Genomic DNA, 22,439 nt, shown 5'->3' with positions numbered 1-22,439 from the left:
CTGGGATCTCCCCATTATAGCACGGCAGCAAGAGCCGCTTGAGGCCCCAGCCTTCGCTGGGGCGACGCATCTGGCTGGGTGACGCGGCGCACAGTCGCCACCCATCTCGCCTTTCCTACAACCGTCCGGACATGCCATGCTCCGCCTGGTTCTTTTACATCGCCGGAACATCGCGCCTCGCACATGGCGCAAACCGCACGACGCACCAACCATACACGAGTGTGAACTTAGTGAACTTTGGACCGCCTTACGGCTTCGCTTCCCAGGGTTTATCCCGCAAATTCAAATGGGTAATCCCCCGTGCCTTCAACCTTGGCCCCAGGAAGCGGTAGAAGAACCAGTCTTTCGCCGCGAACGGCGTGGCGTGGTACAGGAGCCGCTCGCCCAGCGTCCAGCGTACCCGCCGGCGGTCCGACCGGCGTGGCGAAGGTTTCGCCCAGAAATTATAGGGATAGACGACGCGGCCAAGCTTTGCGACCCGCTGCATGATCTCATGATCCAGCAGCACATAAGGCCAGAGTTTCTCCGAGAAACCGCCCGCCTGTACCAGCGCCGCCGTGCGGAACGCCTGTCCGTAACCACCGGTATGCGTCTGTTTCGACAGCAGTTTCGTCACGACCCCGGCATAGAGCGCCCGCCGCAGCCTTTGCCCTGATGCATCGACGCCCAGCGCCATCACCGCCACCGTTCGCGGATCGGCATCGAACGTGCGTTCCGCCTCGGCCAGGTAATGCGGCGGGTAATAGGTATCCGCATCGCCGAACGCGCAGAATTCGGTGGTGAGTTCGGCCATCGCCGTTTCCAGCGCATGGATCTTGCCCGGCCGCGCCTCCGACAGGTGCACGACCTCGATCCCCGGCGCGGTGAAGGCGCGGGCGATCGCGTCCGACCCGTCGGTCGATCCGTTGTCGACCAGCACCAGCCGGAACGGCACGCTCTGCGGCGCCAGTGCCGCCAGCGTGGCGGGCAGGAAGTCCGCCTCGTTGTAATAGGCGATCACGAACGTCCAGCGGCTCATGCGGCCAACTCCATCAATCGGCGACAGGCGGCTTCCGACGACCGGCGCCCGTGCGTCGCGACGACATGGGCGCGCGCCGCCGCCCCCATCGCCGCCAGCGCCGCCGGATCGGCGAGCAACGCGTCGACCTTGTCGCGATAGTCGTTATCCTTGACCAGCAGCCCGCAGCTGGGCGGGATCACGTCCGCCCCGATCCGGTCGTCGAACGCCGCGACCGACAGGCCGCACGCCATCGCTTCGGGGATCGCGCGCGGGAAATAGTCGCGCCGCCCGGCATGAAAGAACAGCCGCGCCTGTGCCAGCATCGCCGGCACCTCGCCGTTCGGCACATGGCCCAGCCAGTGCACCTGCGGAAAGCGCCGCTGCAACGCCGCCGCCTGCGGCCCGTCGCCGATCACCGCGACCCGGTGGCGGTCGCCCAGCGCCGCGATCTCGTCGAACTTCTTGTAGGGCGTCAGGCGGCTGGTCGCGATCACGTCGAACCGTTTGTCCGCCACCAGCGGTGCGAAGCGGTCGGTATCGATCGTCTTGGGCAGCCGCTGCATCCGCGCCTCCGGAATCGCCCTTCGCCAGAAGCGCCAGCCCGGCCGGGTCAGCTGCGCCTCCTGCACCGCCGACTCCGGAAACAGGAACGCGGCATGCGGCACGATCCGGCTCCACCAGTCGCCACCGATGATGACCGCGAAGCGCCGCCGGTCGGGCCGCAGCACCCGGTCGAACAGGTCGAACCCGGCGCCGCCATTGCTGCCGATCAGCACGAACAGCGTCGTTGGATCGATCCGCGCGGCGGCGACCATCGCGTCGCTGCGCTGGTCGCGGGTCCGGGCGTCGGGGTTGGACGGCGCGAACAGGCGGATGGGGTAGGGGGCGATGCCCGGCAGCGCGGACACGGTGTCCAGCGGCTCACGCGCCAGTCCCCACAGCTCGGTCTCGACGCCGAGTTCGGTCAGGATCCCGGGCATCCGCCGGTCGCGATTGTCCCAGCGCAGCCATTCACCCACATCGGCGACGCCGTGATGGGTGGGATAAGTCAGGACGAAGACGATCCGCATTCCCGCCCGGCTACCAGCGCGAAGCCGGTCGCGCCACCCGATTGTCGAGGTGCCCGACTGCGGCTAAGGCGCTGGCGATGAACTGGTCCGACGACGGCGCGCGGGTAAGCTGCGTGATGGTGACCGCGAACCGTGCCGCGCTGGCGCGGCGCGCGGTCGACTGTTTTCTGCGGCAACGCTGGGCGAACCGCGAACTGGTCGTCGTCGACGATGGCGATCAGGATTATACGCCGCTCTTCGCCGATATCCCTGCCGACCGGCTGATCTACGACCGGGTGACGAAGACGCCCGACACGACGCTGGGTCGGTTGCGCAACCGCACGCTGGACCTCGCGCGGGGCTCGATCGTCGCGCAATGGGACGATGACGACTGGTATCATCCCGACCGGCTGGTGCGGCAGGTCGCGGTGCTGGACGGCGGCAAGGACGCCTGCGTCCTGCGCGGCACGCTGATGCATCTCGATGCGCCCGAATGGTTCGACCATCCTTATGTCGGCACGCTGGAGCCGGGCGTACCGGGCAGCATCGTCCACCGCGCCGATCCGACCGCCCGCTACCCCGAAAAGCGGCGCGGCGAGGATACCGATTTCCTGCACCACTGGCCCATCGAGCACATCGGCATACTCGACGCGCCGGGCCTGTTCGTCCGCGCCTTCCACGGCGGCAACACGTGGGAGCGGACCCATTTCGAACGCCGGGTGCGCAACACGCCTGCCGCCGCGATCGAATATGCCCTGCGCCGCGTGCTGCCGGGCGGGGTATGGCGCCATTCGCGCTTCCGCCTCGATCCCGACACGCGCGCCGCGTTCGAGGCGTTCGTCGCCGATTCGCGCACCGCCGGGGTGTTCGCTTGACCCTGTCGGAACGTGCACAGCGGCTGCACGACTGGTCGCAGACGCCCACCGCCGCGTTGGTGGGCAAGGTCTTCCGCGCCCTGTTCTTCGTCGGCGTGCTGCTGTGGCTGGTGCTGAAGGTCCGCGCGATCGGCTGGGCCAGCGTCGCCGCCGCGCTCCCGCGCACGCCATGGTTCTACATCCTGTTCGTCGTGATGTTCATGGCATTGCCGGTGTCGGAGGTGTGGATCTTCCGCCTGCTGCTCGGCCGACCCTTGCCCGGCAGCCTGTCGGTCTTCGTGCGCAAGCGGGTCTTCAACTCGGCGTTCGTCGGCTATTCGGGCGAGGTCTATCTGTTCGTCTGGGCGCGGCAGCGGCTGGGGATCGCGTCGAAGACGCTGCTGCTGGCGATCAAGGACAATGCGATCCTCTCGGCGCTCGCCTCCGCCGCGATCACCTCGATCCTGCTGGTCATCTTCATGGGGACGGGCCGGGCGAAATGGATCGCCGACTGGCTCCATTCGGCAGGCGGCATGCTACTGGCCGCCCTGCTGGTCGCGGGGTTCCTGACGCCGCTGCTCCTGCGCCTGCGCAGCCAGATATTGTCGGTCAGCTGGCGGGTCGCCGCCGCCGTGCTCGGCATCCATGTCGCGCGCATCCTGGCCGTCGTGCTGTTGCAGGCGACGCAATGGGCGGTGGTGCTGCCCGCCGAACCCTGGGGCGTGTGGGTCACGTTCCTGACGGTACAGATGGTCATCAGCCGCCTGCCGATCGTGCCCAATCGCGACCTGCTGTTCCTGTCGGCCGCGCTGGAGATGAGCCATATCGTCGATGGCCCGCGCGCGGCGATGGCCGGGCTGCTGCTCGCCGGCGGCGCGCTGACGCAGGGAAGCAACCTGCTGTTCTTTCTGCTGACCAGTTTCCAGCGGCGCCGCGGCACGCTGCCCGTTGCCGAGGTCGATCCGCGGCTGGAGGCCGACATCGCCACGCCGGCGGTACCGCCGGCGGGCGAATAGGGGATCAGGCCGACGCAGACGCCCGCTGGCAGATGAAGCTCGACAGTTCCTGCCGCAGCGGCAGGCCGGTCGTCGGGCGCAGCGGCCCGTCATGCGCGACATTGGTTTCGACATGGGCCCGCGTGTCGGCCACGCCGACGACATGGAACAGGTCGCGCTCGCAATCCAGCTCGGTGCGGGCATAGACGAAGCGGTCGCCGCGCTGCTGGCGCAGGATCGCGATGATCGTGCCGGCGGCGGTGCGGCGCTGGCGCAGCACTTCGTAGCGCGACTGCGGGTCCGACGGGGTCGGGATCTCGACGCCTTCCAGTGGATAGCGTTCGATGCCGTTGCCCGCCACTTCCGTCTCGACCAGGTGGCGCAGGTCGACCGTGTTGTTCATCGTCGCCTGCGCTTCCGGCACGGACGAATTGCCACAGCCGGCCAGCAGCGCCCCGCCCAGCAGGGCGGCAGTCAATCGGATCATACGCAAAACCCTTGTTCCCGGAGAAAAACAGTCTCAGGAAATGTTGCTACGCAGCAATGTTCGAAGCGGAACGCTCAGCGCGAACGCAGCGCGCCCAGTGCCGTCATGAACGCGACGGCTCCCATGGCAAGGACGACGCCTCCGATATCTTCCCAGCCGAGCGCCAGCAGGCGGTCGAACCGGTCGGAATGCGGAAGGATCGCGCGGAAGGTTTCGAATGGAATAGTCATGGCGCGATGCAACATAAGCACTGAAAGCATCGTGAAAACCGCCAATTAGCCGAAATGGTCCGAGGACATCATATGTTACACGACCGCAAGCCAATGGTGCCGTTCGGGCAATGGAACTGACTTGCACGGCCCCCGCCCACGCCATACACCGTCATTCCGTTTATCGATAATGGGTGGGGTTTCATGTTCCGTACCGTTGCTGCCGTATTGCTCGCTTCCACTGCGCTCGCCGGGACGGCGCAGGCGCAGGCGCCCGCCCGTGCCGCGCCCCCGGTCAAGGCCGCGCCGCTGTCGGCGCTGGTCGCCCCGGTCAACATTCCCTACGAAAAGTTCACGCTGCCCAACGGCCTGACCGTCATCACCCATACCGATCGCAAGGCGCCGATCGTCGCGGTGTCGGTATGGTATGACGTGGGGTCGAAGCATGAGCCGGAGGGGAAGACCGGCTTCGCGCACCTGTTCGAACATCTGATGTTCAACGGGTCGGAAAATGCGCCGGGCGACTTCTTCGACCCGTTGCGCTCGATCGGTGCGACCGACCTGAACGGCACTACCAGCTACGACCGCACCAACTATTTCGAAACCGTGCCGAAGGCGGCGATCGACCGCGCGCTGTTCCTCGAATCGGACCGCATGGGCTATCTGCTCGGCGCGGTGACGCAGGGCGTGCTCGATGAACAGCGCGGCGTCGTGCAGAACGAAAAACGCCAGGGCGACAACCAGCCTTACGGCCTCGTCCGTTACAAGATGACCGAGGGCATCTTCCCGGTCGGCCATCCCTATCGCCATTCGGTGATCGGTTCGATGGCCGATCTCGACGCCGCCAGCCTCGAGGACGTGAAGAACTGGTTCCGCGGCCATTACGGCCCGAACAACGCGGTGCTGGTGCTGGCCGGCGACATCGACGCGAAGGAAGCGCGCCCGCTGGTCGAGAAATATTTCGGCAAGATCGCGCGTGGGCCGGAATCGGTCCTGCCGAAGATCGAGGTGCCGACCCTCGCCGCGCCGGTGCGCGAGGTGATGAAGGACAATGTCGCCGCGACGATGATCATGAAGGTCTGGCCGGTGCCGGGCCTGAACGATCCCGACGCCCCGGCGCTGGACGTCGCGATGAGCGCGTTCGGCGGCCTCGCCTCGTCGCGGCTCGACAATGAACTGGTGAAGAAGGAAAAGCTGGCGGTGCAGGTGTCCGCCGGCGTCCAGTCGCTGGCACAGGCCGGCATGCTGATCGTCCGTGCGATCGTGAAGCCGGGCGTCGATGAAAAGCTGGTCGAGGCGAAGCTGGACCAGATGATCGCCGATTATCTGCGCACCGGTCCGAGTGCCGACGAAGTGGCGCGCGTCGCCACGACGCAGGTGTCGAGCACCATCGGCGGGCTGGAATCGGTCGGCGGCTTCGGCGGCAAGGCGGTGACGCTGGCGTCGGGCGAGCTGTATTCGAACGATCCGGGCTTCTATAAAAAGGAGCTGAACGCGCTGGCGACGATGACGCCGGAGCGTGCCCGCGCCGCCGCGCAGAAGTGGATGTCGCGCCCGGCCTATACGCTGATCGTCGAGAAGGGCGAGCGCGAGGGCTATGAAGAGGCGAAGGCGGTCGCCGCCGCACCCGCCACCCCGGCCGCGCCCGAAACGCCGTTCAAGGGCACGCGCGGGGCGATGCCGGGCGTCGCCGACACCGGCACTGCGCTGCAATTCCCGAAGGTCACGCGCAGCCGCCTGTCGAACGGCATGGAGCTGGTCTATGCCCAGCGGACCGCCGTGCCGGTGACGCAGGTGTCGATGGTGTTCGATGCCGGCACCGCCGCCGATGTGGCCGGCAAGCTCGGCACCGCCGGCATGACGCTGTCGCTGATCGACGAAGGCACCATCACCCGCAATTCGATCGCGATGGCCGAGGCGAAGGAAAAGCTCGGCATGCAGATGAGCGGCGGCAATTCGGCCGATCAGACGACGATCGGCTTCGAAGCGCCCAGCGCCAATCTGAACAGCGCGACGATGCTGTTCGCCGACGTGCTGCGCAACCCGGCGTTCGACGCGAGCGAGCTGGAGCGCGTGCGCGGGCAGGTGCTGGCGCAGATCGGGCAGCAGCGCACCAACCCGCAGGGGCTGGCCGACATGACGCTGCCGCCGCTGCTCTACGGCGCGGACAGCCCCTATGCGAAGCTCGCGGCGGGCGTCGGCGATCCGGCGGCGGTCATGGCGATGAAGCGCGAGGATCTGGTGGCATGGCGCAATGCGTGGCTGCGTCCGGACAAGGCGAAGGTGTTCGTCGTTTCCGACCGTCCGCTGGCCGAGGTGCAGGCGGCACTCAACGCCTCGTTCGCCAACTGGCAGGCGACCGGTGCGGCGGGAACGAAGACCTTTCCGGCCCAGCGCGCCACCACGAGCCCCAAGATCGTGCTGGTCGACCGGCCGAACTCGCCGCAGTCGCTGATCGTCGCGGGTCAGATGACGCCGGTGCAGGCCAAGTCGGACACGCTGGCGGCGACCACCGCCAACACCGTGCTCGGCTCGGGCTTCCTCAGCCGCATCAACATGGACCTGCGCGAGGCGAAGCACTGGTCCTACGGCGCGCGCGGCGGGTTCCAGCTGATGCAGAACGCCGTGCCCTATGTCATCAACGCACCGGTGCAGGCGGACAAGACCGGCCCGGCGATCGCGTCGCTGCGCGAACAGATCAACGGCTTCCTTGGGACCAACGGCGTGACCCCGGTCGAATTCCGCCGCTCGATCGATGGCGAGACGCGGCAGCTGGCCGGCACCTACGAAACGTCGGGCGCGGTGCTGGGCGCGATGCGGGCCAACGACTTCCTCGGCCGCCCGGACGATTACCAGGCGACCCTGCCGCAAAAATATCGGGCGCTGACCACGGCCCAGCTTGACGCTGCGGCACGCGCGGCAATCGACCCCAATCGCTTCGTCTATGTGGTGGTCGGCGATGCGAAGGTCGTCCGTCCGCAGCTTGACGGGCTGGGCCTGCCGGTGGAGGTGGTGTCGGCAACGCCGCCGTCCGCCCCGGTCGCGGCGAAGTAAGGAGAGCGAACATGGCGAATGTCGATGGCAGCTGGAACACGATCACCAAGTCGCCGATGGGCGACCAGCAGGCGACGCTGACCGTCAAGAGCGACGGCGGCACCTTCACCGGCAGCTATTCCGGCGCGATGGGGTCGACCGAGATCACCGACGGCAAGGTCGATGGCGACAAGCTGTCGTGGAAGGTCGCGATCGTCGTGCCGATGCCGATGACGCTCGACTGCGAAGCGACCGTCGATGGCGACACGATTTCCGGCACGGTCGGGGCGGGCGCGTTCGGCAGCTTCCCGATGGCGGGCAACCGCGTCGGCTGAACGTCGGTGACGTGACAGAAACGGCCCGTCCGCAGGCGATGCGGGCGGGCCGTTTTGCATGTAGGAGCTGGGCTCTCCTCGCGCGAACCGTATCCCCGCGCAGGCGGGGATCCAGGGTAACGGAGCGCGACGATTGCGGCTCTGGACTCCCGCCTGCGCGGGGGTACGCGAAGCGGCGCGGACGCAGGCGACGGCCGTGTCCCTGGACCCCGCCTGCGCGGGGGTACGCGGTCTGCGAGGTTGGTCCTGACCTCAACCCCACCGTCACCCCGGATCAAGTCCGGGGTGACGGTAGCTCCCGAACCTACTCCGCCGGCTCCGCCTCGATCTCCGGCAACCCGGCCGTCCTGGGCTTCTCCCCCGGCTCGGGCGCATAACCGGTCAGCAACCGCGCGCCCCGGCCATAGGTGAACCACGACCACGCCCAGTGGACGTACACCGACACCCGGCTGCGAAAGTCCACCAGCAGCATCAGGTGGACCAGCGACCAGGCCAGCCAAGCGATAAAGCCCTTGAGCTTCAGCCCGGCAATCTCCGCCACCGCCCGCGACCGGCCGATCACCGCCATCGTGCCATAGTCGCGATAGCGGAACCGCTCCGGCGCCGACCGCCCGGCGACGCGCGCAGCGATCAGCTTGCCGACGAACTTCCCCTGCTGCTTGGCGACCGGCGCCAGGCCGGGCAGGGGGCCGTCGCCGGCATCGAAGCTCGCCACGTCGCCGATCGCGAAGATCGTCGGATGCCCCGGTATCGAACAATCGGGCATCACCTTCACCGCGCCGTTCTTCGCCGCATCCGCCGCCAGCCACTTGGCCGCCGGTCGCGCTTCGGTCCCTGCCGCCCATAGCACGGCGGCGGCATCGATCCGCTGGTCGCCGACGTTCAGCCCGCGTTCGTCGATCGCTTTCACCGCCTCGCCGGTCCGTACCTCGACGCCGAGCGACTCGAGCATCTCGCGCGCCGACTGCGACAGCGGCGGATCGAACGCGGTCAGGATGCGGTCGCCCATCTCGCACAACACGACCCGCGCCCGGCGCGGATCGATCGACGCGAAGTCGCGCGCCAGCGTCGTGCGCGCCAGCTCGGCGATCGTCCCGGCCAGCTCCACCCCGGTCGGCCCACCGCCGACCACCGCGAAGGTCAGCAGCCGCTGCCGCTCCGCCGGATCGTCGCATTGCTCTGCGCGCTCGAACGCACTCAGCAACGCCGCACGGATCGCCAGCGCATCGTCGATCGATTTCAGCACATAGGCATGCTCGCGCCACTGGTCGTTGCCGAAGAAGCTGTACGCCGCGCCGGTCGCCAGGATCAGGTAATCGAACGGCAACCGCCGCCCATCGGCCAGGCAAAGCTCGCGCGCAGCGGCATCGACCCCGCTCGCCTCCGCCATCAATATCCGCGTATTCCTGTTGCGACGCAGCAGCGCGCGATTGGCGGTGGCGATGTCCGCCGGGGACAGCGCGGCGCCCGCCACCTGATACAGCAAGGGCTGGAACAGGTGATGGTTGGTGCGGTCGATCAGCACGATGTCGGCGTCCGCCGTGCGTAGCGCCTGGGCCGCGGCGATGCCGCCGAAACCGGCGCCGACAATGATGATCCGGGGTCGCATACGCTGTTCGTCCTCCGATTCGCGTGTGGATCGTCCTTCCCAACCCATCGCGGCGCCAATCGTTGCGACCGGGCTGCCCCGCCGCCGCGCGACCCTTGCCACATTGTCACCATGGTCCGGGCGGGTCCGCCATGGTTCGTTCATGTAGGCGACAGATACCGTTGCCTTGGGGCAACAGTATCCGATTTCGTGACGCACATGTTGCAATGCGATGCAACACTTCCCCGGTTTTCGGGTTCAGAGGGGCCACGGATAAACCGGCGCGCGTTCGATGCCGGGACCGTAAACGCTGATGAGGTTTTGTATGCGTAAGCTTTTCACCGTCGCCGCAGCCGCGGCTGCCTTCGTCGCAGCCCCCGCCTTCGCGCAGGACATGTCGACCACGTCGCAGGACACGACGACCACCGAACCGGCCCCCGCCGTGACCGCGCCCGACGGCACCAGCGGCATCGGCTTCGAACCCTATGTCGCGATCATGGGCGGCTGGGAACAGTTCGATTCGGAGCGCACCGACGCCGGCATCCCGCTGGTCCCGCGCAACGACAAGCTGAACGGCGCGCTGGTTGAAGGCATTGTCGGCTTCAACGTGCCGCTGGGCCCGGTGTTCGTCGGTGCCGAAGGCAGCGTCTCGAAGGGCGTGTCGGGCGACATCGATTGGGATTACGGCGCAGCCGGCCGCTTCGGCGTCCGCGCGGGTGACTCTGGCCTGATCTACGGCAAGGTCGGCTATCGCTGGGTCAATTTCGACCGGTTCGGCAATGACAGCCGCGACTATCACGAAATGACCTATGGCGCCGGTTTCGAAGTCGGCCCGAAGGACATCGGCCTCGGCGGCATCACCGGCAACTCGGGCGTGCGCCTGCGTGGTGAAGTGTCGACCTTCGGTTCGGCCCACAGCTTCCGTCCGATGCTGGGTCTGACGACCCACTTCTAAGCATCGTGCCAGTTCGGGCGGGTCCGGCGTATCGGGACCCGCCCCGGTAAATGCGTATCGCGAAAGGCTCCGGGCGGGTTCGTCCGGGGCCTTTTGTTTTGGGCGGTTGCAACAATGATCCCCGCGGAGGCGGGGAAGCTTCTAGTACCCCATACAGAATGGGGCTATCCGCGCGTAAGGCGCGGAAAGACTGTCGTAACGGAAGCGCCGCCGGCTAGCCCTCCTGCGCTCTTAGCCGTTCCAACTTCTACCGAAGTTGCCGGGCTGGATTCTGCTGGCGTGTGCCTGGATTTCGTTAGGAAATCTGAAGTCCACCACCGATGCAAATCGATCAACGCACGCACAGTACGGTAGCGTCGTCGGGCGTTCCTATTGGTGTGGAAAGGGCCACAATCCAGCATGGCTCGACAATATGCGGCCGCAGCACGCTTGTCCGCCACTACCATATAAAACGTTACAAAAAAACGATTGTCGCCAGCGTGCTGGGGTAAACGACTGCGATGGATGCACTGGTTTGAAGGGATCAACAAGGGGGGCAGGGCGAAGGGGCTGGTCGAGATGCTAGGCACCTGATGGCGAAAGGCGGAAAGGCGCGTCGTCTACGGTAAGGGCATTGGTATGCACGAAAAGGCCGCCGGGCGTGAACCCGACGGCCTTTTCCCGTAGGACCGCTGTGCCGCGGTTATTCCTCGACCGTCACCCGCCCGTTGCGGACGATCATGCCGCGCTCGGCCATTTCCTTGCGGAAGTCATGCTTGGCGTCGGCGATTTCGCGGCGATATTCCGCCCAGGCGTCTTCGCGATCGGCGGCATCATCGGCGCGGGCCAGATCCTTGCGCAACTCGCGCTTCGCCTCCGAAATGTCGGTCTTGTAATCCAGATAATAGGGGTTGTAGTCCGAATAGACCGGGACCGTCCGGCGATCCTTAGCCAGCGAAGGCGTCGCGATGACCGCAGTAGCGGCGGCGGCGATCAACAAAGTCGTGCGGTTCATGGGGGTTCTCCCTTTTCCTGAACTTGCCGACGTACAACCCGTATTTGGTGAACGCGGTTCCTTCATCTGGCGTTCACCTTGGGCGCGCGGGGCCAGTACCCTTGCGAACTGATGTCGTGCTTCCGATGTTGTTCGCCATGGCGGGACGGGTAAAACGCAAGGCGGGACTGGCGGCGGCGGAGGCGCTTGCCGCCCGCACCGAAGCGCCGCTCGCCTGCGCACTCTGCGACCGACCGATCGGTAGCCAGGTCGAATGGCACCATCGCGTGCCCAAAAGCGAAGGCGGGCGCGAGACGGTGCCGGTCCACCCGATCTGCCACCGCACCATCCACGCCAGCGCCACCAACGCCGAACTCGCCGGCCCGCTCGCCGACATCGACGCGCTGCGGGCCGTCCCGGCGGTCGCGAAATTCGTGAAATGGGTCGCTGACAAACCCGCCGACTTCCGCGTGCCGGTCCGGCGGCGGCGGTAGGGAGCATTGTATCGGCCGAAGTTCGGGACTTACAGCTACTAGCGTTCGTCATCCCCGCGCAGGCGGGGATCCATATACGCAACGTTTGCGCCTCTAGCATGACCGCCGGCGGCTATGGATTCCCGCCTACGCGGGAATGACGGAGAGGGGGGCAGCACCTGCGGCTTCCCCCTGTCCTACACGTCCGCCCTTTGCCATCGTGCTGCCGGGTCGTCGCGACCCCGGCTCTTTGACAGGTAGAACCGCACCACGCGCAAATAGCGTACGAGTGTGAACTTAGTGAACTTTGGACGGCGGATACGGGCAGGGCGCATGCCGTCGAATGGCTCTGGGGAGCCCCGTCAGGGCACCGTGACGCCAAGGATCATGCGACAGCGCAAACAGCGTGGCGAGTGTGAACTTAGTGAACTTTGGGCGGCCGGCATGGGCAAAGCCCATGCCGTCGGACGGCGCTTTCGGCGCCGCCGGCCGGCCGCGCCTTGAGGCTCGGGGCAGCGTTCGCTGCCCCTTGCCCGGCGCGGCCCCGGCGCAGCTTACTCTGCCGCCACGCCCCCGAACATATCACCCATGCCGGTCGCTTCCTCATTCGCCGGCGCCGCGACCTTGGCCTTCTGGCGCTTGTCGAAGCCGTCCCAGACCTCGTTCCAATTGCCGCGCGTCGCCGCCTTCGAATACTCCGTCGCGCGCTGTTCGAAGAAGTTGGCGTGCTCGACACCGTTCAGCAGCGGTGCCAGCCACGGCAGGGGGTGTTCGTCGATCAGGTAGATCGGCTTCATGCCCAGCTGCCCCAGCCGCCAGTCGGCGATGTAGCGGATGTACTTCTTGATCTCCTTCGCGGTCATCCCGTGGACCGGCCCCATTTCAAAGGCGAGATCGATGAAATTATCCTCCAGCCGCACCGTCGTCTGGCACATGTCGGCAATGTCGTCGCGCACCGCACGCGTCATGCAGTCGCGTTCCTTGCAGAAGGCGTGGAACAGCTTGATGATGCCCTCGCAGTGCAGGCTCTCGTCGCGGACCGACCACGACACGATCTGCCCCATGCCCTTCATCTTGTTGAAGCGCGGGAAGTTCATCAGCATCGCGAACGACGCGAACAGCTGCAATCCTTCGGTAAAGCCGCCGAACATCGCCAGCGTCTTGGCAATGTCCTCGTCGGTATCGACCCCGAAATTCTGCAGATAGTCGTGCTTGTCCTTCATCTCGCTATATTCGAGGAAGGCGCCATATTCGCTCTCGGGCATGCCGATCGTGTCGAGCAGATGGCTGTACGCCGCGATGTGCACCGTCTCCATGTTGGAGAAGGCGGCGAGCATCATCTTGATCTCGGTCGGCTTGAAGATGCGGCCATATTTTTCGTGGTAGCAGTCCTGCACCTCGACGTCCGCCTGGGTGAAGAAGCGGAAGATCTGGGTCAGCAAGTTGCGCTCGTGCGGGGTCAGCTTCTGCGCCCAGTCGCGGCAATCCTCGCCCAGCGGCACCTCTTCGGGCATCCAGTGGATCTGCTGCTGGCGCTTCCAGAAATCGAACGCCCAGGGGTATTCGAACGGCTTGTACTGCTTGCGGGCTTCGGTGAGCGACATGGGGTTACTCCGGGGAAACTTGGGTTTGTCTTGAAATTCTGTGGTGCTCCCGCGCAGGCGGGAGCCTAGGGTCGCGAACGTCGTCGCTTGCGGCTCTGGACCCCCGCCTCCGCGGGGGTACGGTCGGGTCGGTTCATGGCGCGCTGCTCCACGACCATTGCGCGATGCCGAAGATCGTCAGGATGATGCCGAGCGCCAGCGCCATCATCCCCGTCATGCCATGGGCATAGCGGCTCTGCTGTGTCGCGCGCGACTTCAAACGCAACAGCAGCCACAGCCCGACCCCGCCCGATACCAGCGCGACCGACAACATGATGAGGACGTTCGCGGTCATGCGACCAACGGCGCGGACGTGCGTTTCACCGCCGCCCCCAACGGAGGAATATCATGGCCGATCTCAGCAACATCAAGGAACATGCCGAAGTCATCGGCGCCGACGGCGTCCATGTCGGCACGGTCGACCGCGTCGAAGGCGACCGGATCAAGCTGACCAAGAAGGACAGCGGTGCCGAGGTCGAAGGCGCCGAACCGAGCCATGCCGGCCACCACCATTATATCGACGGCGGCCTCGTCGCCGAGGTCGAGGGCGACACCGTCCGCCTGTCCGCCAACGCCGATGTCGCGGTGACCTTCGAAACCGAAGAGGACGGCAGCGCGATCTGATGCCGTGCGGCGCGCGGCCTGGCTGCGCGCCGCCACCCGTTCCGCCGGATGCCGACCGAACGCTCCGCATCCGGCGGCAACGCCGGGCGTCACGCCCCCAGCAGCCATGCCATCAACGCGCCGCCGATGCCGGCGATGCCGCCGAACCAGAGCGCATTCGTCTTGAACGGGCGATGCGCGCCGAACGGTTCGTTGATCGGGTCCTTGCCCCCGCTCGCCAGTATCTTGCGACGACGCGCCTCGAACGCCTCGACCTGCTTTGGCTGCGCGTACATCCATGCCAATACCGGGCCAAGGATTACGGCGAACACAAAGAACAGCAGGATCGGCATCGGTAGCTCCTCTTGGTCGATCGTGGTTCGGAAGGTCGGTGGCATCCTGTACCGCCACGCCGTCAGACGGGGCGGCTGTGCCGCCCCGCTGTCCGCCGTGGCGAGTGTTCGATTTGCTCACGCAAATCGAAGCCGCCCGCTTATTGACAGGCCAGGCACTCGTCATAATCCGTGCTCTCGCCCAGATCGAACTTGGCCAGCTCCGACGTATTGTCCGCCTCGACCCCGCCGGCGAACCCCGCGCGCTGCACCGACTTCGACCGCAGGTAATAGAGCGATTTGATGCCCAGCTCCCACGCACGATAGTGGAGCATCAGCAGGTCCCACTTCTCGACATCGGCGGGGATGAACAGGTTCAGCGACTGCGCCTGATCGATGAACGGTGCACGGTCGCCTGCCAGCTCGAGCAGCCAGCGCTGGTCGATCTCGAAGCTGGTCTTGTACGTGTCCTTCTCTTCTTGGCTGAGGAAGTCGAGATGCTGGACCGATCCGCCGCGCTCGAGGATCGAGTTCCACACCGCGTCGCTGTTCTTCGACTTCGCGATCAGCAGCTTTTCGAGATAGGGGTTCTTGACCGACCACGAACCCGACAGCGTCTTGTGGGTATAGATGTTGGCGGGGATCGGTTCGATGCACGCGCTCGTCCCGCCGCAGATGATGCTGATCGACGCGGTCGGCGCGATCGCCATCTTGCAGCTGAACCGCTCCATCACGCCCATGTCGGCCGCGTCGGGGCAGGGGCCACGCTCGTTGGCGAGGTGCATCGACGCCTCGTTCACCTGCGCATTGACGTGGCGGAAGATCTTCAGATTCCACGCCTTCGCCATCGCCCCTTCGAACGGCAGCCCGCGCGCCTGCAGGAACGAGTGGAAGCCCATCACGCCCAGCCCGACCGACCGCTCGCGGCTCGCCGAATAGCGCGCGCGGGCCATTTCGTCGGGCGCACGCTCGATATAGTCGGTCAGGACGTTATCGAGGAAGCGCATCACGTCCTCGATGAAGCGCTTGTCGCCGTTCCATTCGTCCCAGGTTTCGAGGTTCAGCGACGACAGGCAGCACACCGCGGTGCGGTCGTTGCCGAGGTGATCCTTGCCGGTCGGCAGCGTGATCTCGCTGCACAGGTTCGACGTGGAGACCTTCAGGCCCAGATCGCGGTGGTGCTTCGGCATCGTGTTGTTCACATGGTCGCTGAACACGATGTACGGCTCGCCGGTCGCCAGGCGGGTCTCGACCAGCTTCTGGAACAGCGAACGCGCATCGACCTTGCCACGGACCGACCCGTCCTTGGGGCTTTTCAGCTCCCATTCGGCACCGTCGCGCACCGCTTCCATGAACGCGTCGGGGATCAGCACGCCATGGTGCAGGTTCAGCGCCTTGCGGTTGAAGTCGCCGCTGGGCTTACGGATTTCGAGGAACTCCTCGATCTCCGGATGGCTGATGTCGAGATAGCAGGCCGCCGACCCACGCCGTAGCGACCCCTGCGAAATGGCGAGCGTCAGCGAATCCATCACGCGGACGAACGGGATGATGCCGCTGGTCTTGCCGTTCAGCCCGACCGGCTCACCGATGCCACGCACGCTGCCCCAATAGGTGCCGATGCCGCCGCCGCGCGACGCCAGCCACACATTCTCGTTCCACGTCTCGACAATGCCTTCCAGGCTGTCGGGGACCGAGTTCAGATAGCAGCTGATCGGCAGGCCGCGCCCGGTGCCGCCGTTCGACAGGACCGGCGTGGCGGGCATGAACCAAAGCTTCGAGATATAGTCGTACAGCCGCTGGGCATGCTCGGCATCATCGGCATAGGCCGACGCCACGCGCACGAACAGGTCCTGGTACGATTCGCCGGGCAGCAGGTAGCGGTCCTTCAGCGTATCCTTGCCGAAATCGGTCAGCAGCGCGTCGCGCGAATGATCGACCTCGACCGCGTGGAGCAGCGCGTCGACCGTGCGGCTGTTGCGCTCGGGGGCCGGGGCGGCGGGTGCCGGATCGGCGAATTGCAGTTCGTTCATCTGGGCGTCCTGACTATCCTGAAAGGTCATCGTCCCGCTTTCCTGTGTTCGGCCGGGGCGTCATGTCGCCCCCAAAAATCGGCTTGTCGCTGGTCCGAACGGCACCCGGCAACGCGAAAGTAGCGTCACCGGCTCCGGTCGACTGAATACCATGTGTAGCGGTTGTCCCGCCATGGGCACTACTAATTGTAGGAAATTGGCGGACGCGCAAGCGGCTAAATTTTTACGGTCGGCGCGGAACCGGGGCTTGGCCGAACGCCGTCATGCCGCGACGCGCGGACCTCTGCCGCTTCCCCGAAATGCAAGTGGCAAATGGGGCATGCACGCTATTTTTTCGATGCGACATGGCGTGCAAAGCCGGACCGCTGGTGATGCCGGGGATGACGCCGTGCCACGAGTCGGCTGGACGCTCCGGGCCATGTCACCGAAGAGGGCGCGGCGCCATCAGCCACCGGCGGGTCCGCTCCCCCAAGCGGTGCGGTCAACCAGGCAAGCGGAGCCGTCTCGCCACGCGCGCCTGCCAAGCCAGCAGCAGCGGCACGACGATCAGCTCGATGCACAGCCCGACCGCATGGCCCGTCGATGGCGGGCCAAGGATGACGAGCGACCAGAGCCGTGCCAGCCCACCCAGCACGACCATCATCCCCAACAGCCGGAACCGTGCCGTCTTGCGCTCGATGCCGGGCACGCAGCTGGCGAAGGCGATCCCCATGCCGAGGAACAGGCCGGACAGGTATCGGAAATGGCTATCCAGATCGGTGGCGGGTGCCGGTTGCAGCCATGCGGCACCAAGCAGGATGCCGGTCAGCGACGCGCCGAACGGCACGATGCATACCAGCGCGACCGCCGCCTGCAACAGCGTGCGCTCACGCGCCGGCGTCACGTCCGCTCGCGCTCCAGCAGTTCGGCGCGCACCCGGATCGCATGGACCGACAGGCGCACTTCGAACAGGAACCACACCAGTCCGCCGATCAGCAGCACCATCGACAGGACGAAACTGATCGCCACCGCCTTGCCGAGGCCGAGGTCGAGCAGTTCGGCGATGAACAGCATCGCGACCACGGTACAGTTGGCGACCGCCGACAGCACGACCAGGAACACCGCATTGTTGATGATGCGGATCCGCCGGTCGAGCAGGCGCAGTTCGAACACGTGGCGGGCATGTTCGGGGCCGGTCGAGCTAGGATGCAGCTTTTCGAGGTCGCGCGCCCGGTCGACGATCCGCGCCAGGCGCCCGACCATGACGTTCAGGATCGCGCCGATCCCGGCGAGCAGGAAGACCGGCGCGATGGCGGTCTGGATCGTCTTGGCGACGGTCGACAGGACGGGTTCGAATTCCACCGGGGCGGTATGCCTCGCCCCTCCGATGGCGGCAAGGCCGCGAGATCCGCACTATGGTCCAAAATGCGCGCAGGTTACGGCTACCGGATCGTAAGAGGTTCGTGGCATTGCCCTTTCCATGCTGTTGCCCGCCACCGCCAATGCCCCGAACACCCGCGTCGCCGACGGTATCGCCGAAGCGGTCGACACGGTCGCCGCCCAGGCCGCCGAAACCCACCGCTTCCTGCGCCGGCAATGGTATGTCGCGGCAGTCGAAAGCTATGGCGGCGATGCCCGCACGCTGGTGGTCGAACGCGACGGCCGCCCGGTCATCGCGCTGCCGCTGGTCGGGCTGGGCCCGAAGCCGGTCGGACTGGGACAGGTTCCGGGCTGCTACTGGCCGTTTCGCAGCGGCCCGGTCGCGGCCGATGCGGACGCCGCCGACTTCGCCGCGCTGCTGGACGGGGCACGGCGGGCGACGCGCGGCTTCCGGCTCGGCCCGGTCTATGACGACGATCCCCTGCTCGCCGGATTGCAGGATGCCGCCGCGGCGAAGGGCTGGCGCGCCCTGCCGCGCTTCATCGCCGACAGCTATCTGCTCGACATGGCGGCACAGCAGGCGGACGGTGCGTGGCCACGCAATTCGACGCTGCGCAAGAACCGGTTCAACGAAAAGCATCTGGCGTCGCACGGCACGCCGGACTGGTCCTTCATCTCCGGCGCGGACTGGACGCTCGACGCCTTCGATGCCCTCGCCGCCGTCGAAGATGCGAGCTGGATCGCGACGCGCACCGATGGCCGGGATGCGAAGTTCACCACCGGTGGGCATGGCCGGTTCTGGCGGCGGCTGGTCGCCGATCCGGTCTTGGCCGACATGCTCTGGGCGGCGCTGCTGCGCATCGACGGCGAACCCGTGGCATTCTCGTTCGACCTCAATGCCGGCACGCTGAAATATGCGATCGCCAACAGCTATGACACCCGCGTCGCCAAGCACTCGCCCGGACGGCTGCTCTATTACCGCAACCTCGTCCGCGCGCTGGCCGACGGCATCACCCGGGTGGACTGGGGCGCGGGCGACAGCGGGTACAAGCGGACCATCGGTGCCGATCGCGGCCCGGCGATCCGCGACTGGCTCTTCCTGCCCCCCGGCCTGCCGGCACTGCTCGGGCGGCTGTTCGCCCGGCGCTGGGCGGGCAGCGGGCACCGGACAGTCGCCGATGCGGAGGGCGAGGGCGACGGTTGACGCCGCCGTCCGTCCGGCATCGCATGGGGCCGCTCCGCATCGACCCCCGCTGCGATCCTGAGTAGCATTGCGCATGACCGGCGAATCAGGACCATCCGACGCCATCACGCCCCGGCCGCACGCCGGGGCGGTCCCCGCCGTTCGACCGCTCCATGCGCTGCGGATGGTTCCGCGCATCCTCGGCTATGGCCTGCTGATCTACTTCCTCGCGGTCGTGATGCTGTGCGGCGGGCAATGGTTCGGCGGCACCGAACTGATGTGGGTGGCGAATCCGATCGCGGTCGCGATATTGATCCGCTATTCCCGGCGGCATTGGCCTTTGCTGCTGGCCGTCACCGGCGTGGCGCTGGTGACTGCCAATGCGTGCCATTATTCCGACACGGCCTCGATCATGGGCTATGGCGCGATCGACCTGATCGGTATCACCGCCGTCGCATCGGCGATACGCGTGGCCCATCCCGATCCGCGCCTGTTGCGCGGTTATGTCACCATCGTCCTGATCGCGCTGGCCGGCGCGGTCCTGGTCACAGCGCTGTTCGTGCATTTCCGGCTGCTCCTGTCCGGCGCCGTCGAGACCCGCGACGTGATCCGCTGGTTCGCGGCCAATGCCATGGGGCTGATCGTGCTGCTGCCCGCGCTCAAGGCGACGCGACAGGGGCTGTCGGAGGAGATCGGCATCCTGTCGTTGCCGATCGTGCTGGTAATGGCGGTCACCATCGGGCTCGCCGGGCTGTTGTTCACCGTCAACACCTATCCGGTGCTGTTCCTGCTGCTGCCCTGTGGTGTGTTCGCGGCGCTGCTGTATCGCTTTGCCGGCGCGGCGGCATCGACCATCGCGATCAGCAGTATCGCGATCGTCTGCACGTTGCAGGGGGTCGGGCCGATCGCCCGGCTGCTGGTGCCCGCACCGGACCGCATCCTCTATCTTCAGCTCTTCATCGCCGCGTTTACCCTGACCGCCTTTCCCGTCGCCGCGCTGGTGTACGAACAATGGCTCGCGCTCACCGAAATCCGCGAGAATGAACGGCATCTGCGGCTGCCGGCCGATCATTCGACCGACCTGATCATCCGCCTGGGGCCGGATGGCCTGCGCCGTTACGCGTCGTCGGGGTCGCAACAGCTGCTCGGCTACCCGCCCGATCAACTGCTGGGGCAGAGCCCGTTCCAGCTGATCCACCCGGACGACCGCGACCGGGTGCAGCGGGCGCTGGAGGGACTGAAACCGGCCGGGCCCAGCGTCGTCGTCCGCTATCGCATGCTGCATCGCGACGGCCATTATCTGTGGCTGGAAGGCGCGTTCCGGATGGTCGGCGACGATCCCGCGCGTGCCGAGGTGATCGGCTCGATCCGCGACATTGCCGAGCGCCGCGCGGCCGAGGGCGGGGCCGTCACCTCGTTCGATGAGCTGGAGGAACAGCAGCGCTTGCTCGCGATGGCGGAAAGTGCCGCCGGGATCGGCCATTGGCGGCTGAACCTCGCCGACTGGCGCCTGTTCTGGTCGCCCGAGGTCTTTCGCATCCACGGGCTGGACGGGCCGCCGGAGCCCGGCATCGCCAGCGCGATCCACCATTATCATCCCGACGACCGGGTGAAGGTACGCAGCCGCATCGGCATGGCGATCGGGCAGGGCGGTTCGTTCGAATTCGATGCCCGCATCGTCCGGGCGGACGGGGAGATTCGCTGGGTCCGGTCGCGTGGCCAAGCCGAAACCGCGCCGGGTGCGGGGATCGTCGGGCTGTTCGGCGTGTTCCAGGACATTACCGAACATGTCGCGGCGATCACCGACCTGCGCGCCGCGCGCGAGGAGGCGGAGCGGGCGCTGGCCGCGAAGGAAACCTTCACCGCTACGATCAGCCATGAAATCCGGACGCCGCTGACCTCGATCCTCGCCGCGGTCCAGCTGCTGCGCGACACGCCGGATCGCACCGAACGGATGCGGCATCTCGATTCGCTGGAAACCGCCGGACGCTCGCTGTCGGCGATCGTCGACGACGTGCTGACCTTCTCCAAGCTGGAGGGCGGGCATGGCAGTCCGGAGGCGATCGCCTTCGAACCCCGTCAGCTGTTGCAGACCGTCGCCGAACTCTTCGCGGCCGAAGCGCGCCGACATGCCCTCTCGATCGAGCTGGACGCTGCCCCCGGCCGGGTGATCGGCGATCCGGCGCGATTGCAGCGGGTGTTGACCAATCTGGTCGGCAATGCCGTGAAGTTCACGCGCACCGGAACGATCGCCATTTCCGCCACGCGCGAGGGCGGGGACCGCTGGCGGTTCCAGGTCACCGATACCGGGGTCGGCATCCGCGGCGACCGCCTCGACGCGATCTTCGAACCGTTCGTACAGGCCGATGCGTCGACGACGCGCAGCTATGGCGGCACCGGGCTCGGCCTCAGCATCAGCCGGATGCTGGTCGAATCGATGCAGGGCGCGATTCAGGTCGCCAGCGCGCCGGGCGCCGGATCACGCTTCTGGTTCGACATTCCGCTGCCCCCGGCAACGGCGACGACGGACGATGCGGACCGCGCGTCGATCGACGGCGGCGCGTCGTCGGTGCCGGCGGCCACCAATGCGATGACGGTGCTGGTCGTCGAGGACAATGACATCAACCGCTATCTGCTGGCCGAAATCGTCCGGCGACTGGGGCACCATGTCGTCTCGGTCGAAAACGGCGCGCGCGCGGTCGAATATGTCACCGCGCCGGTCGGCAATCCGGTGGACCTGGTGCTGATGGACGTGCAGATGCCGGTAATGGACGGGCTGGCCGCGACGCGTGCGATCCGGGCATGGGGCGGGGCGGGGGCCACCGTCCCGATCCATGCGATCACCGCCGACCTGTCGACCGAACGCCGCGCCGACATTGCGCAGGCGGGCATGAACGGCGTGCTGACCAAGCCGGTCGACATGGCGCAGCTCAGCACCTTGCTCAATCACCGGGCCGCCGCGCCCGGCCGACCGTCGGCCGGGACACCCGATGCCCGCCCGATCGATCCGCAGCGTATCCGCGCGCTGACCGACGTGCTGGGCGCGGAACAGCGCAACACGTTGCTGTCGTTGCTGATCGAGGATGCCCGCCGCGTACCGGACCGGTTGCGCACGTTGCTCGCCCATGGCCGCAACAACCTTGCCCGGCGGGAGGCGCATGCCTTTCAGGGGGCAGCGGCCAGCATGGGGGCGGCGCCGCTGATCGCCGCGCTGGCGGAGATCGAGAAGATCGACGACGATGCTACGGTCGATCCGCGGCTGATGGAACGGATCGACGATTGCGCGCGCGACGTGATCAACGCCGCCCGCGCCGCCATGGAGGAGGCGGCCTGAACGG

Annotated in this window: 21 protein-coding genes; 9 read left to right on the top strand and 12 right to left on the bottom strand. The window is 66.7% G+C overall.

The genetic code is table 11. The features are described 5' to 3' along the window. Positions 1 to 247: 247 nt before the first annotated feature. Both AVT10_RS06580 and AVT10_RS06575 read right to left on the bottom strand, forming a co-directional pair. Positions 248 to 1,018 (bottom strand): glycosyltransferase family 2 protein, encoded by a 771-nt coding sequence (locus AVT10_RS06580; protein WP_066689493.1) that lies wholly within the window; start codon positions 1,016 to 1,018, stop codon positions 248 to 250. Beyond that, positions 1,015 to 2,070 carry a glycosyltransferase gene (locus AVT10_RS06575; RefSeq protein WP_066689492.1) on the bottom strand — a complete coding sequence of 352 codons (1,056 nt, stop codon included), beginning with the start codon at positions 2,068 to 2,070 and terminating at the stop codon, positions 1,015 to 1,017. The genes AVT10_RS06580 and AVT10_RS06575 overlap by 4 nt, the downstream gene beginning before the upstream one ends. A 77-nt stretch (positions 2,071 to 2,147) precedes the next feature. Between AVT10_RS06575 and AVT10_RS06570 the strand changes: the two genes are divergently transcribed. Beyond that, entirely contained in the window at positions 2,148 to 2,924 is a 777-nt protein-coding gene (locus tag AVT10_RS06570) for a glycosyltransferase family A protein (RefSeq protein WP_066689491.1), read from the top strand. Further along, entirely contained in the window at positions 2,921 to 3,919 is a 999-nt protein-coding gene (locus AVT10_RS06565; RefSeq protein ID WP_066689490.1) for a hypothetical protein, read from the top strand. The genes AVT10_RS06570 and AVT10_RS06565 overlap by 4 nt, the downstream gene beginning before the upstream one ends. 4 nt (positions 3,920 to 3,923) lie before the next feature. On the opposite strand, the gene AVT10_RS06560 is transcribed toward AVT10_RS06565, so the two are convergent. Both AVT10_RS06560 and AVT10_RS18135 read right to left on the bottom strand, forming a co-directional pair. Further along, entirely contained in the window at positions 3,924 to 4,385 is a 462-nt protein-coding gene (locus AVT10_RS06560) for a hypothetical protein (RefSeq protein WP_066689489.1), read from the bottom strand. A 74-nt stretch (positions 4,386 to 4,459) separates the two neighbouring features. Further along, positions 4,460 to 4,615, bottom strand: a complete 156-nt coding sequence (locus AVT10_RS18135; protein WP_157092699.1) for a hypothetical protein — start codon at positions 4,613 to 4,615, stop codon at positions 4,460 to 4,462. 183 nt (positions 4,616 to 4,798) lie between these two features. Here AVT10_RS18135 and AVT10_RS06555 point away from each other — a divergent pair, with 183 nt between their 5' ends. Together AVT10_RS06555 and AVT10_RS06550 are read left to right on the top strand one after the other, a co-directional pair. After that, a complete protein-coding gene (locus tag AVT10_RS06555; RefSeq protein ID WP_066689488.1) occupies positions 4,799 to 7,648 on the top strand; it encodes a M16 family metallopeptidase in 2,850 nt (949 codons plus the stop codon). An 11-nt stretch (positions 7,649 to 7,659) separates the two neighbouring features. Next, a complete protein-coding gene (locus tag AVT10_RS06550) occupies positions 7,660 to 7,962 on the top strand; it encodes a hypothetical protein (protein ID WP_066689487.1) in 303 nt (100 codons plus the stop codon). Between the two features lie 304 nt (positions 7,963 to 8,266). On the opposite strand, the gene AVT10_RS06545 is transcribed toward AVT10_RS06550, so the two are convergent. After that, positions 8,267 to 9,571: an NAD(P)/FAD-dependent oxidoreductase gene (locus AVT10_RS06545; RefSeq protein ID WP_066689486.1), complete on the bottom strand. Its 1,305-nt coding sequence runs from the start codon at positions 9,569 to 9,571 to the stop codon at positions 8,267 to 8,269. Positions 9,572 to 9,875: 304 nt separating this feature from the next. Between AVT10_RS06545 and AVT10_RS06540 the strand changes: the two genes are divergently transcribed. After that, positions 9,876 to 10,505: an outer membrane protein gene (locus AVT10_RS06540; RefSeq protein ID WP_066689485.1), complete on the top strand. Its 630-nt coding sequence runs from the start codon at positions 9,876 to 9,878 to the stop codon at positions 10,503 to 10,505. 682 nt (positions 10,506 to 11,187) lie between these two features. On the opposite strand, the gene AVT10_RS06535 is transcribed toward AVT10_RS06540, so the two are convergent. After that, positions 11,188 to 11,499, bottom strand: coding sequence for a hypothetical protein (locus AVT10_RS06535; protein WP_066689484.1), 312 nt, complete (start codon positions 11,497 to 11,499; stop codon positions 11,188 to 11,190). Between the two features lie 137 nt (positions 11,500 to 11,636). On the opposite strand from AVT10_RS06535, the gene AVT10_RS06530 reads away from it, so the two are divergent. Beyond that, positions 11,637 to 11,972 carry an HNH endonuclease gene (locus AVT10_RS06530; RefSeq protein WP_232307902.1) on the top strand — a complete coding sequence of 112 codons (336 nt, stop codon included), beginning with the start codon at positions 11,637 to 11,639 and terminating at the stop codon, positions 11,970 to 11,972. Positions 11,973 to 12,505: 533 nt separating this feature from the next. Here AVT10_RS06530 and AVT10_RS06525 read toward each other — a convergent pair. Both AVT10_RS06525 and AVT10_RS06520 read right to left on the bottom strand, forming a co-directional pair. Then, positions 12,506 to 13,555, bottom strand: coding sequence for a ribonucleotide-diphosphate reductase subunit beta (locus tag AVT10_RS06525; RefSeq protein ID WP_066689483.1), 1,050 nt, complete (start codon positions 13,553 to 13,555; stop codon positions 12,506 to 12,508). 133 nt (positions 13,556 to 13,688) lie between these two features. Beyond that, positions 13,689 to 13,889 carry a hypothetical protein gene (locus tag AVT10_RS06520; RefSeq protein WP_066689482.1) on the bottom strand — a complete coding sequence of 67 codons (201 nt, stop codon included), beginning with the start codon at positions 13,887 to 13,889 and terminating at the stop codon, positions 13,689 to 13,691. Between the two features lie 53 nt (positions 13,890 to 13,942). Here AVT10_RS06520 and AVT10_RS06515 point away from each other — a divergent pair, with 53 nt between their 5' ends. After that, positions 13,943 to 14,218 (top strand): DUF2171 domain-containing protein, encoded by a 276-nt coding sequence (locus AVT10_RS06515; protein WP_066689481.1) that lies wholly within the window; start codon positions 13,943 to 13,945, stop codon positions 14,216 to 14,218. Positions 14,219 to 14,307: 89 nt separating this feature from the next. Here the strand turns inward: AVT10_RS06515 and AVT10_RS06510 are convergent, their stop codons facing one another. The 4 genes from AVT10_RS06510 to AVT10_RS06495 form a co-directional block, all read right to left on the bottom strand. Then, positions 14,308 to 14,550: a hypothetical protein gene (locus AVT10_RS06510; RefSeq protein ID WP_066689480.1), complete on the bottom strand. Its 243-nt coding sequence runs from the start codon at positions 14,548 to 14,550 to the stop codon at positions 14,308 to 14,310. Positions 14,551 to 14,690: 140 nt separating this feature from the next. Beyond that, positions 14,691 to 16,589 (bottom strand): ribonucleoside-diphosphate reductase subunit alpha, encoded by a 1,899-nt coding sequence (locus AVT10_RS06505; protein ID WP_066689479.1) that lies wholly within the window; start codon positions 16,587 to 16,589, stop codon positions 14,691 to 14,693. Positions 16,590 to 17,040: 451 nt separating this feature from the next. Then, positions 17,041 to 17,442, bottom strand: coding sequence for a DUF4345 domain-containing protein (locus tag AVT10_RS06500; protein WP_066689478.1), 402 nt, complete (start codon positions 17,440 to 17,442; stop codon positions 17,041 to 17,043). Further along, the gene (locus tag AVT10_RS06495; protein ID WP_066689477.1) at positions 17,439 to 17,900 is read right to left on the bottom strand and encodes a DUF2721 domain-containing protein; all 462 of its coding nucleotides are present in this window, start codon (positions 17,898 to 17,900) and stop codon (positions 17,439 to 17,441) included. Before AVT10_RS06495 ends, AVT10_RS06500 begins: the two co-directional genes overlap by 4 nt. Before the next feature lie 118 nt (positions 17,901 to 18,018). On the opposite strand from AVT10_RS06495, the gene AVT10_RS06490 reads away from it, so the two are divergent. Next, positions 18,019 to 19,122, top strand: coding sequence for a GNAT family N-acetyltransferase (locus AVT10_RS06490; RefSeq protein WP_066689476.1), 1,104 nt, complete (start codon positions 18,019 to 18,021; stop codon positions 19,120 to 19,122). A 163-nt stretch (positions 19,123 to 19,285) separates the two neighbouring features. Further along, the gene (locus tag AVT10_RS06485) at positions 19,286 to 22,435 is read left to right on the top strand and encodes an ATP-binding protein (protein WP_198158511.1); all 3,150 of its coding nucleotides are present in this window, start codon (positions 19,286 to 19,288) and stop codon (positions 22,433 to 22,435) included. Positions 22,436 to 22,439 lie beyond the last annotated feature (4 nt).

This window comes from Sphingomonas hankookensis (genome assembly GCF_001619955.1).
Taxonomy (GTDB): Bacteria; Pseudomonadota; Alphaproteobacteria; order Sphingomonadales; family Sphingomonadaceae; genus Sphingomonas; species Sphingomonas hankookensis_A.
This window is presented reverse-complemented; position numbering and strand designations above follow the sequence as displayed.

What these genes read in the sequence shown, in the direction of transcription:
- AVT10_RS06530 (WP_232307902.1), top strand. Translation starts at nt 11,637, where the DNA reads ATGGCGGGACGGGTAAAACGCAAGGCGGGACTGGCGGCGGCGGAGGCG.
- AVT10_RS06510 (WP_066689480.1), bottom strand. Translation starts at nt 14,550, where the DNA reads ATGCCGATCCTGCTGTTCTTTGTGTTCGCCGTAATCCTTGGCCCGGTA.
- AVT10_RS06555 (WP_066689488.1), top strand. Translation starts at nt 4,799, where the DNA reads ATGTTCCGTACCGTTGCTGCCGTATTGCTCGCTTCCACTGCGCTCGCC.
- AVT10_RS06550 (WP_066689487.1), top strand. Translation starts at nt 7,660, where the DNA reads ATGGCGAATGTCGATGGCAGCTGGAACACGATCACCAAGTCGCCGATG.
- AVT10_RS06540 (WP_066689485.1), top strand. Translation starts at nt 9,876, where the DNA reads ATGCGTAAGCTTTTCACCGTCGCCGCAGCCGCGGCTGCCTTCGTCGCA.
- AVT10_RS06520 (WP_066689482.1), bottom strand. Translation starts at nt 13,889, where the DNA reads ATGACCGCGAACGTCCTCATCATGTTGTCGGTCGCGCTGGTATCGGGC.
- AVT10_RS06515 (WP_066689481.1), top strand. Translation starts at nt 13,943, where the DNA reads ATGGCCGATCTCAGCAACATCAAGGAACATGCCGAAGTCATCGGCGCC.
- AVT10_RS06560 (WP_066689489.1), bottom strand. Translation starts at nt 4,385, where the DNA reads ATGATCCGATTGACTGCCGCCCTGCTGGGCGGGGCGCTGCTGGCCGGC.
- AVT10_RS06545 (WP_066689486.1), bottom strand. Translation starts at nt 9,571, where the DNA reads ATGCGACCCCGGATCATCATTGTCGGCGCCGGTTTCGGCGGCATCGCC.
- AVT10_RS06575 (WP_066689492.1), bottom strand. Translation starts at nt 2,070, where the DNA reads ATGCGGATCGTCTTCGTCCTGACTTATCCCACCCATCACGGCGTCGCC.
- AVT10_RS18135 (WP_157092699.1), bottom strand. Translation starts at nt 4,615, where the DNA reads ATGACTATTCCATTCGAAACCTTCCGCGCGATCCTTCCGCATTCCGAC.
- AVT10_RS06485 (WP_198158511.1), top strand. Translation starts at nt 19,286, where the DNA reads ATGGTTCCGCGCATCCTCGGCTATGGCCTGCTGATCTACTTCCTCGCG.
- AVT10_RS06525 (WP_066689483.1), bottom strand. Translation starts at nt 13,555, where the DNA reads ATGTCGCTCACCGAAGCCCGCAAGCAGTACAAGCCGTTCGAATACCCC.
- AVT10_RS06570 (WP_066689491.1), top strand. Translation starts at nt 2,148, where the DNA reads ATGAACTGGTCCGACGACGGCGCGCGGGTAAGCTGCGTGATGGTGACC.
- AVT10_RS06535 (WP_066689484.1), bottom strand. Translation starts at nt 11,499, where the DNA reads ATGAACCGCACGACTTTGTTGATCGCCGCCGCCGCTACTGCGGTCATC.
- AVT10_RS06580 (WP_066689493.1), bottom strand. Translation starts at nt 1,018, where the DNA reads ATGAGCCGCTGGACGTTCGTGATCGCCTATTACAACGAGGCGGACTTC.
- AVT10_RS06490 (WP_066689476.1), top strand. Translation starts at nt 18,019, where the DNA reads ATGCTGTTGCCCGCCACCGCCAATGCCCCGAACACCCGCGTCGCCGAC.
- AVT10_RS06505 (WP_066689479.1), bottom strand. Translation starts at nt 16,589, where the DNA reads ATGACCTTTCAGGATAGTCAGGACGCCCAGATGAACGAACTGCAATTC.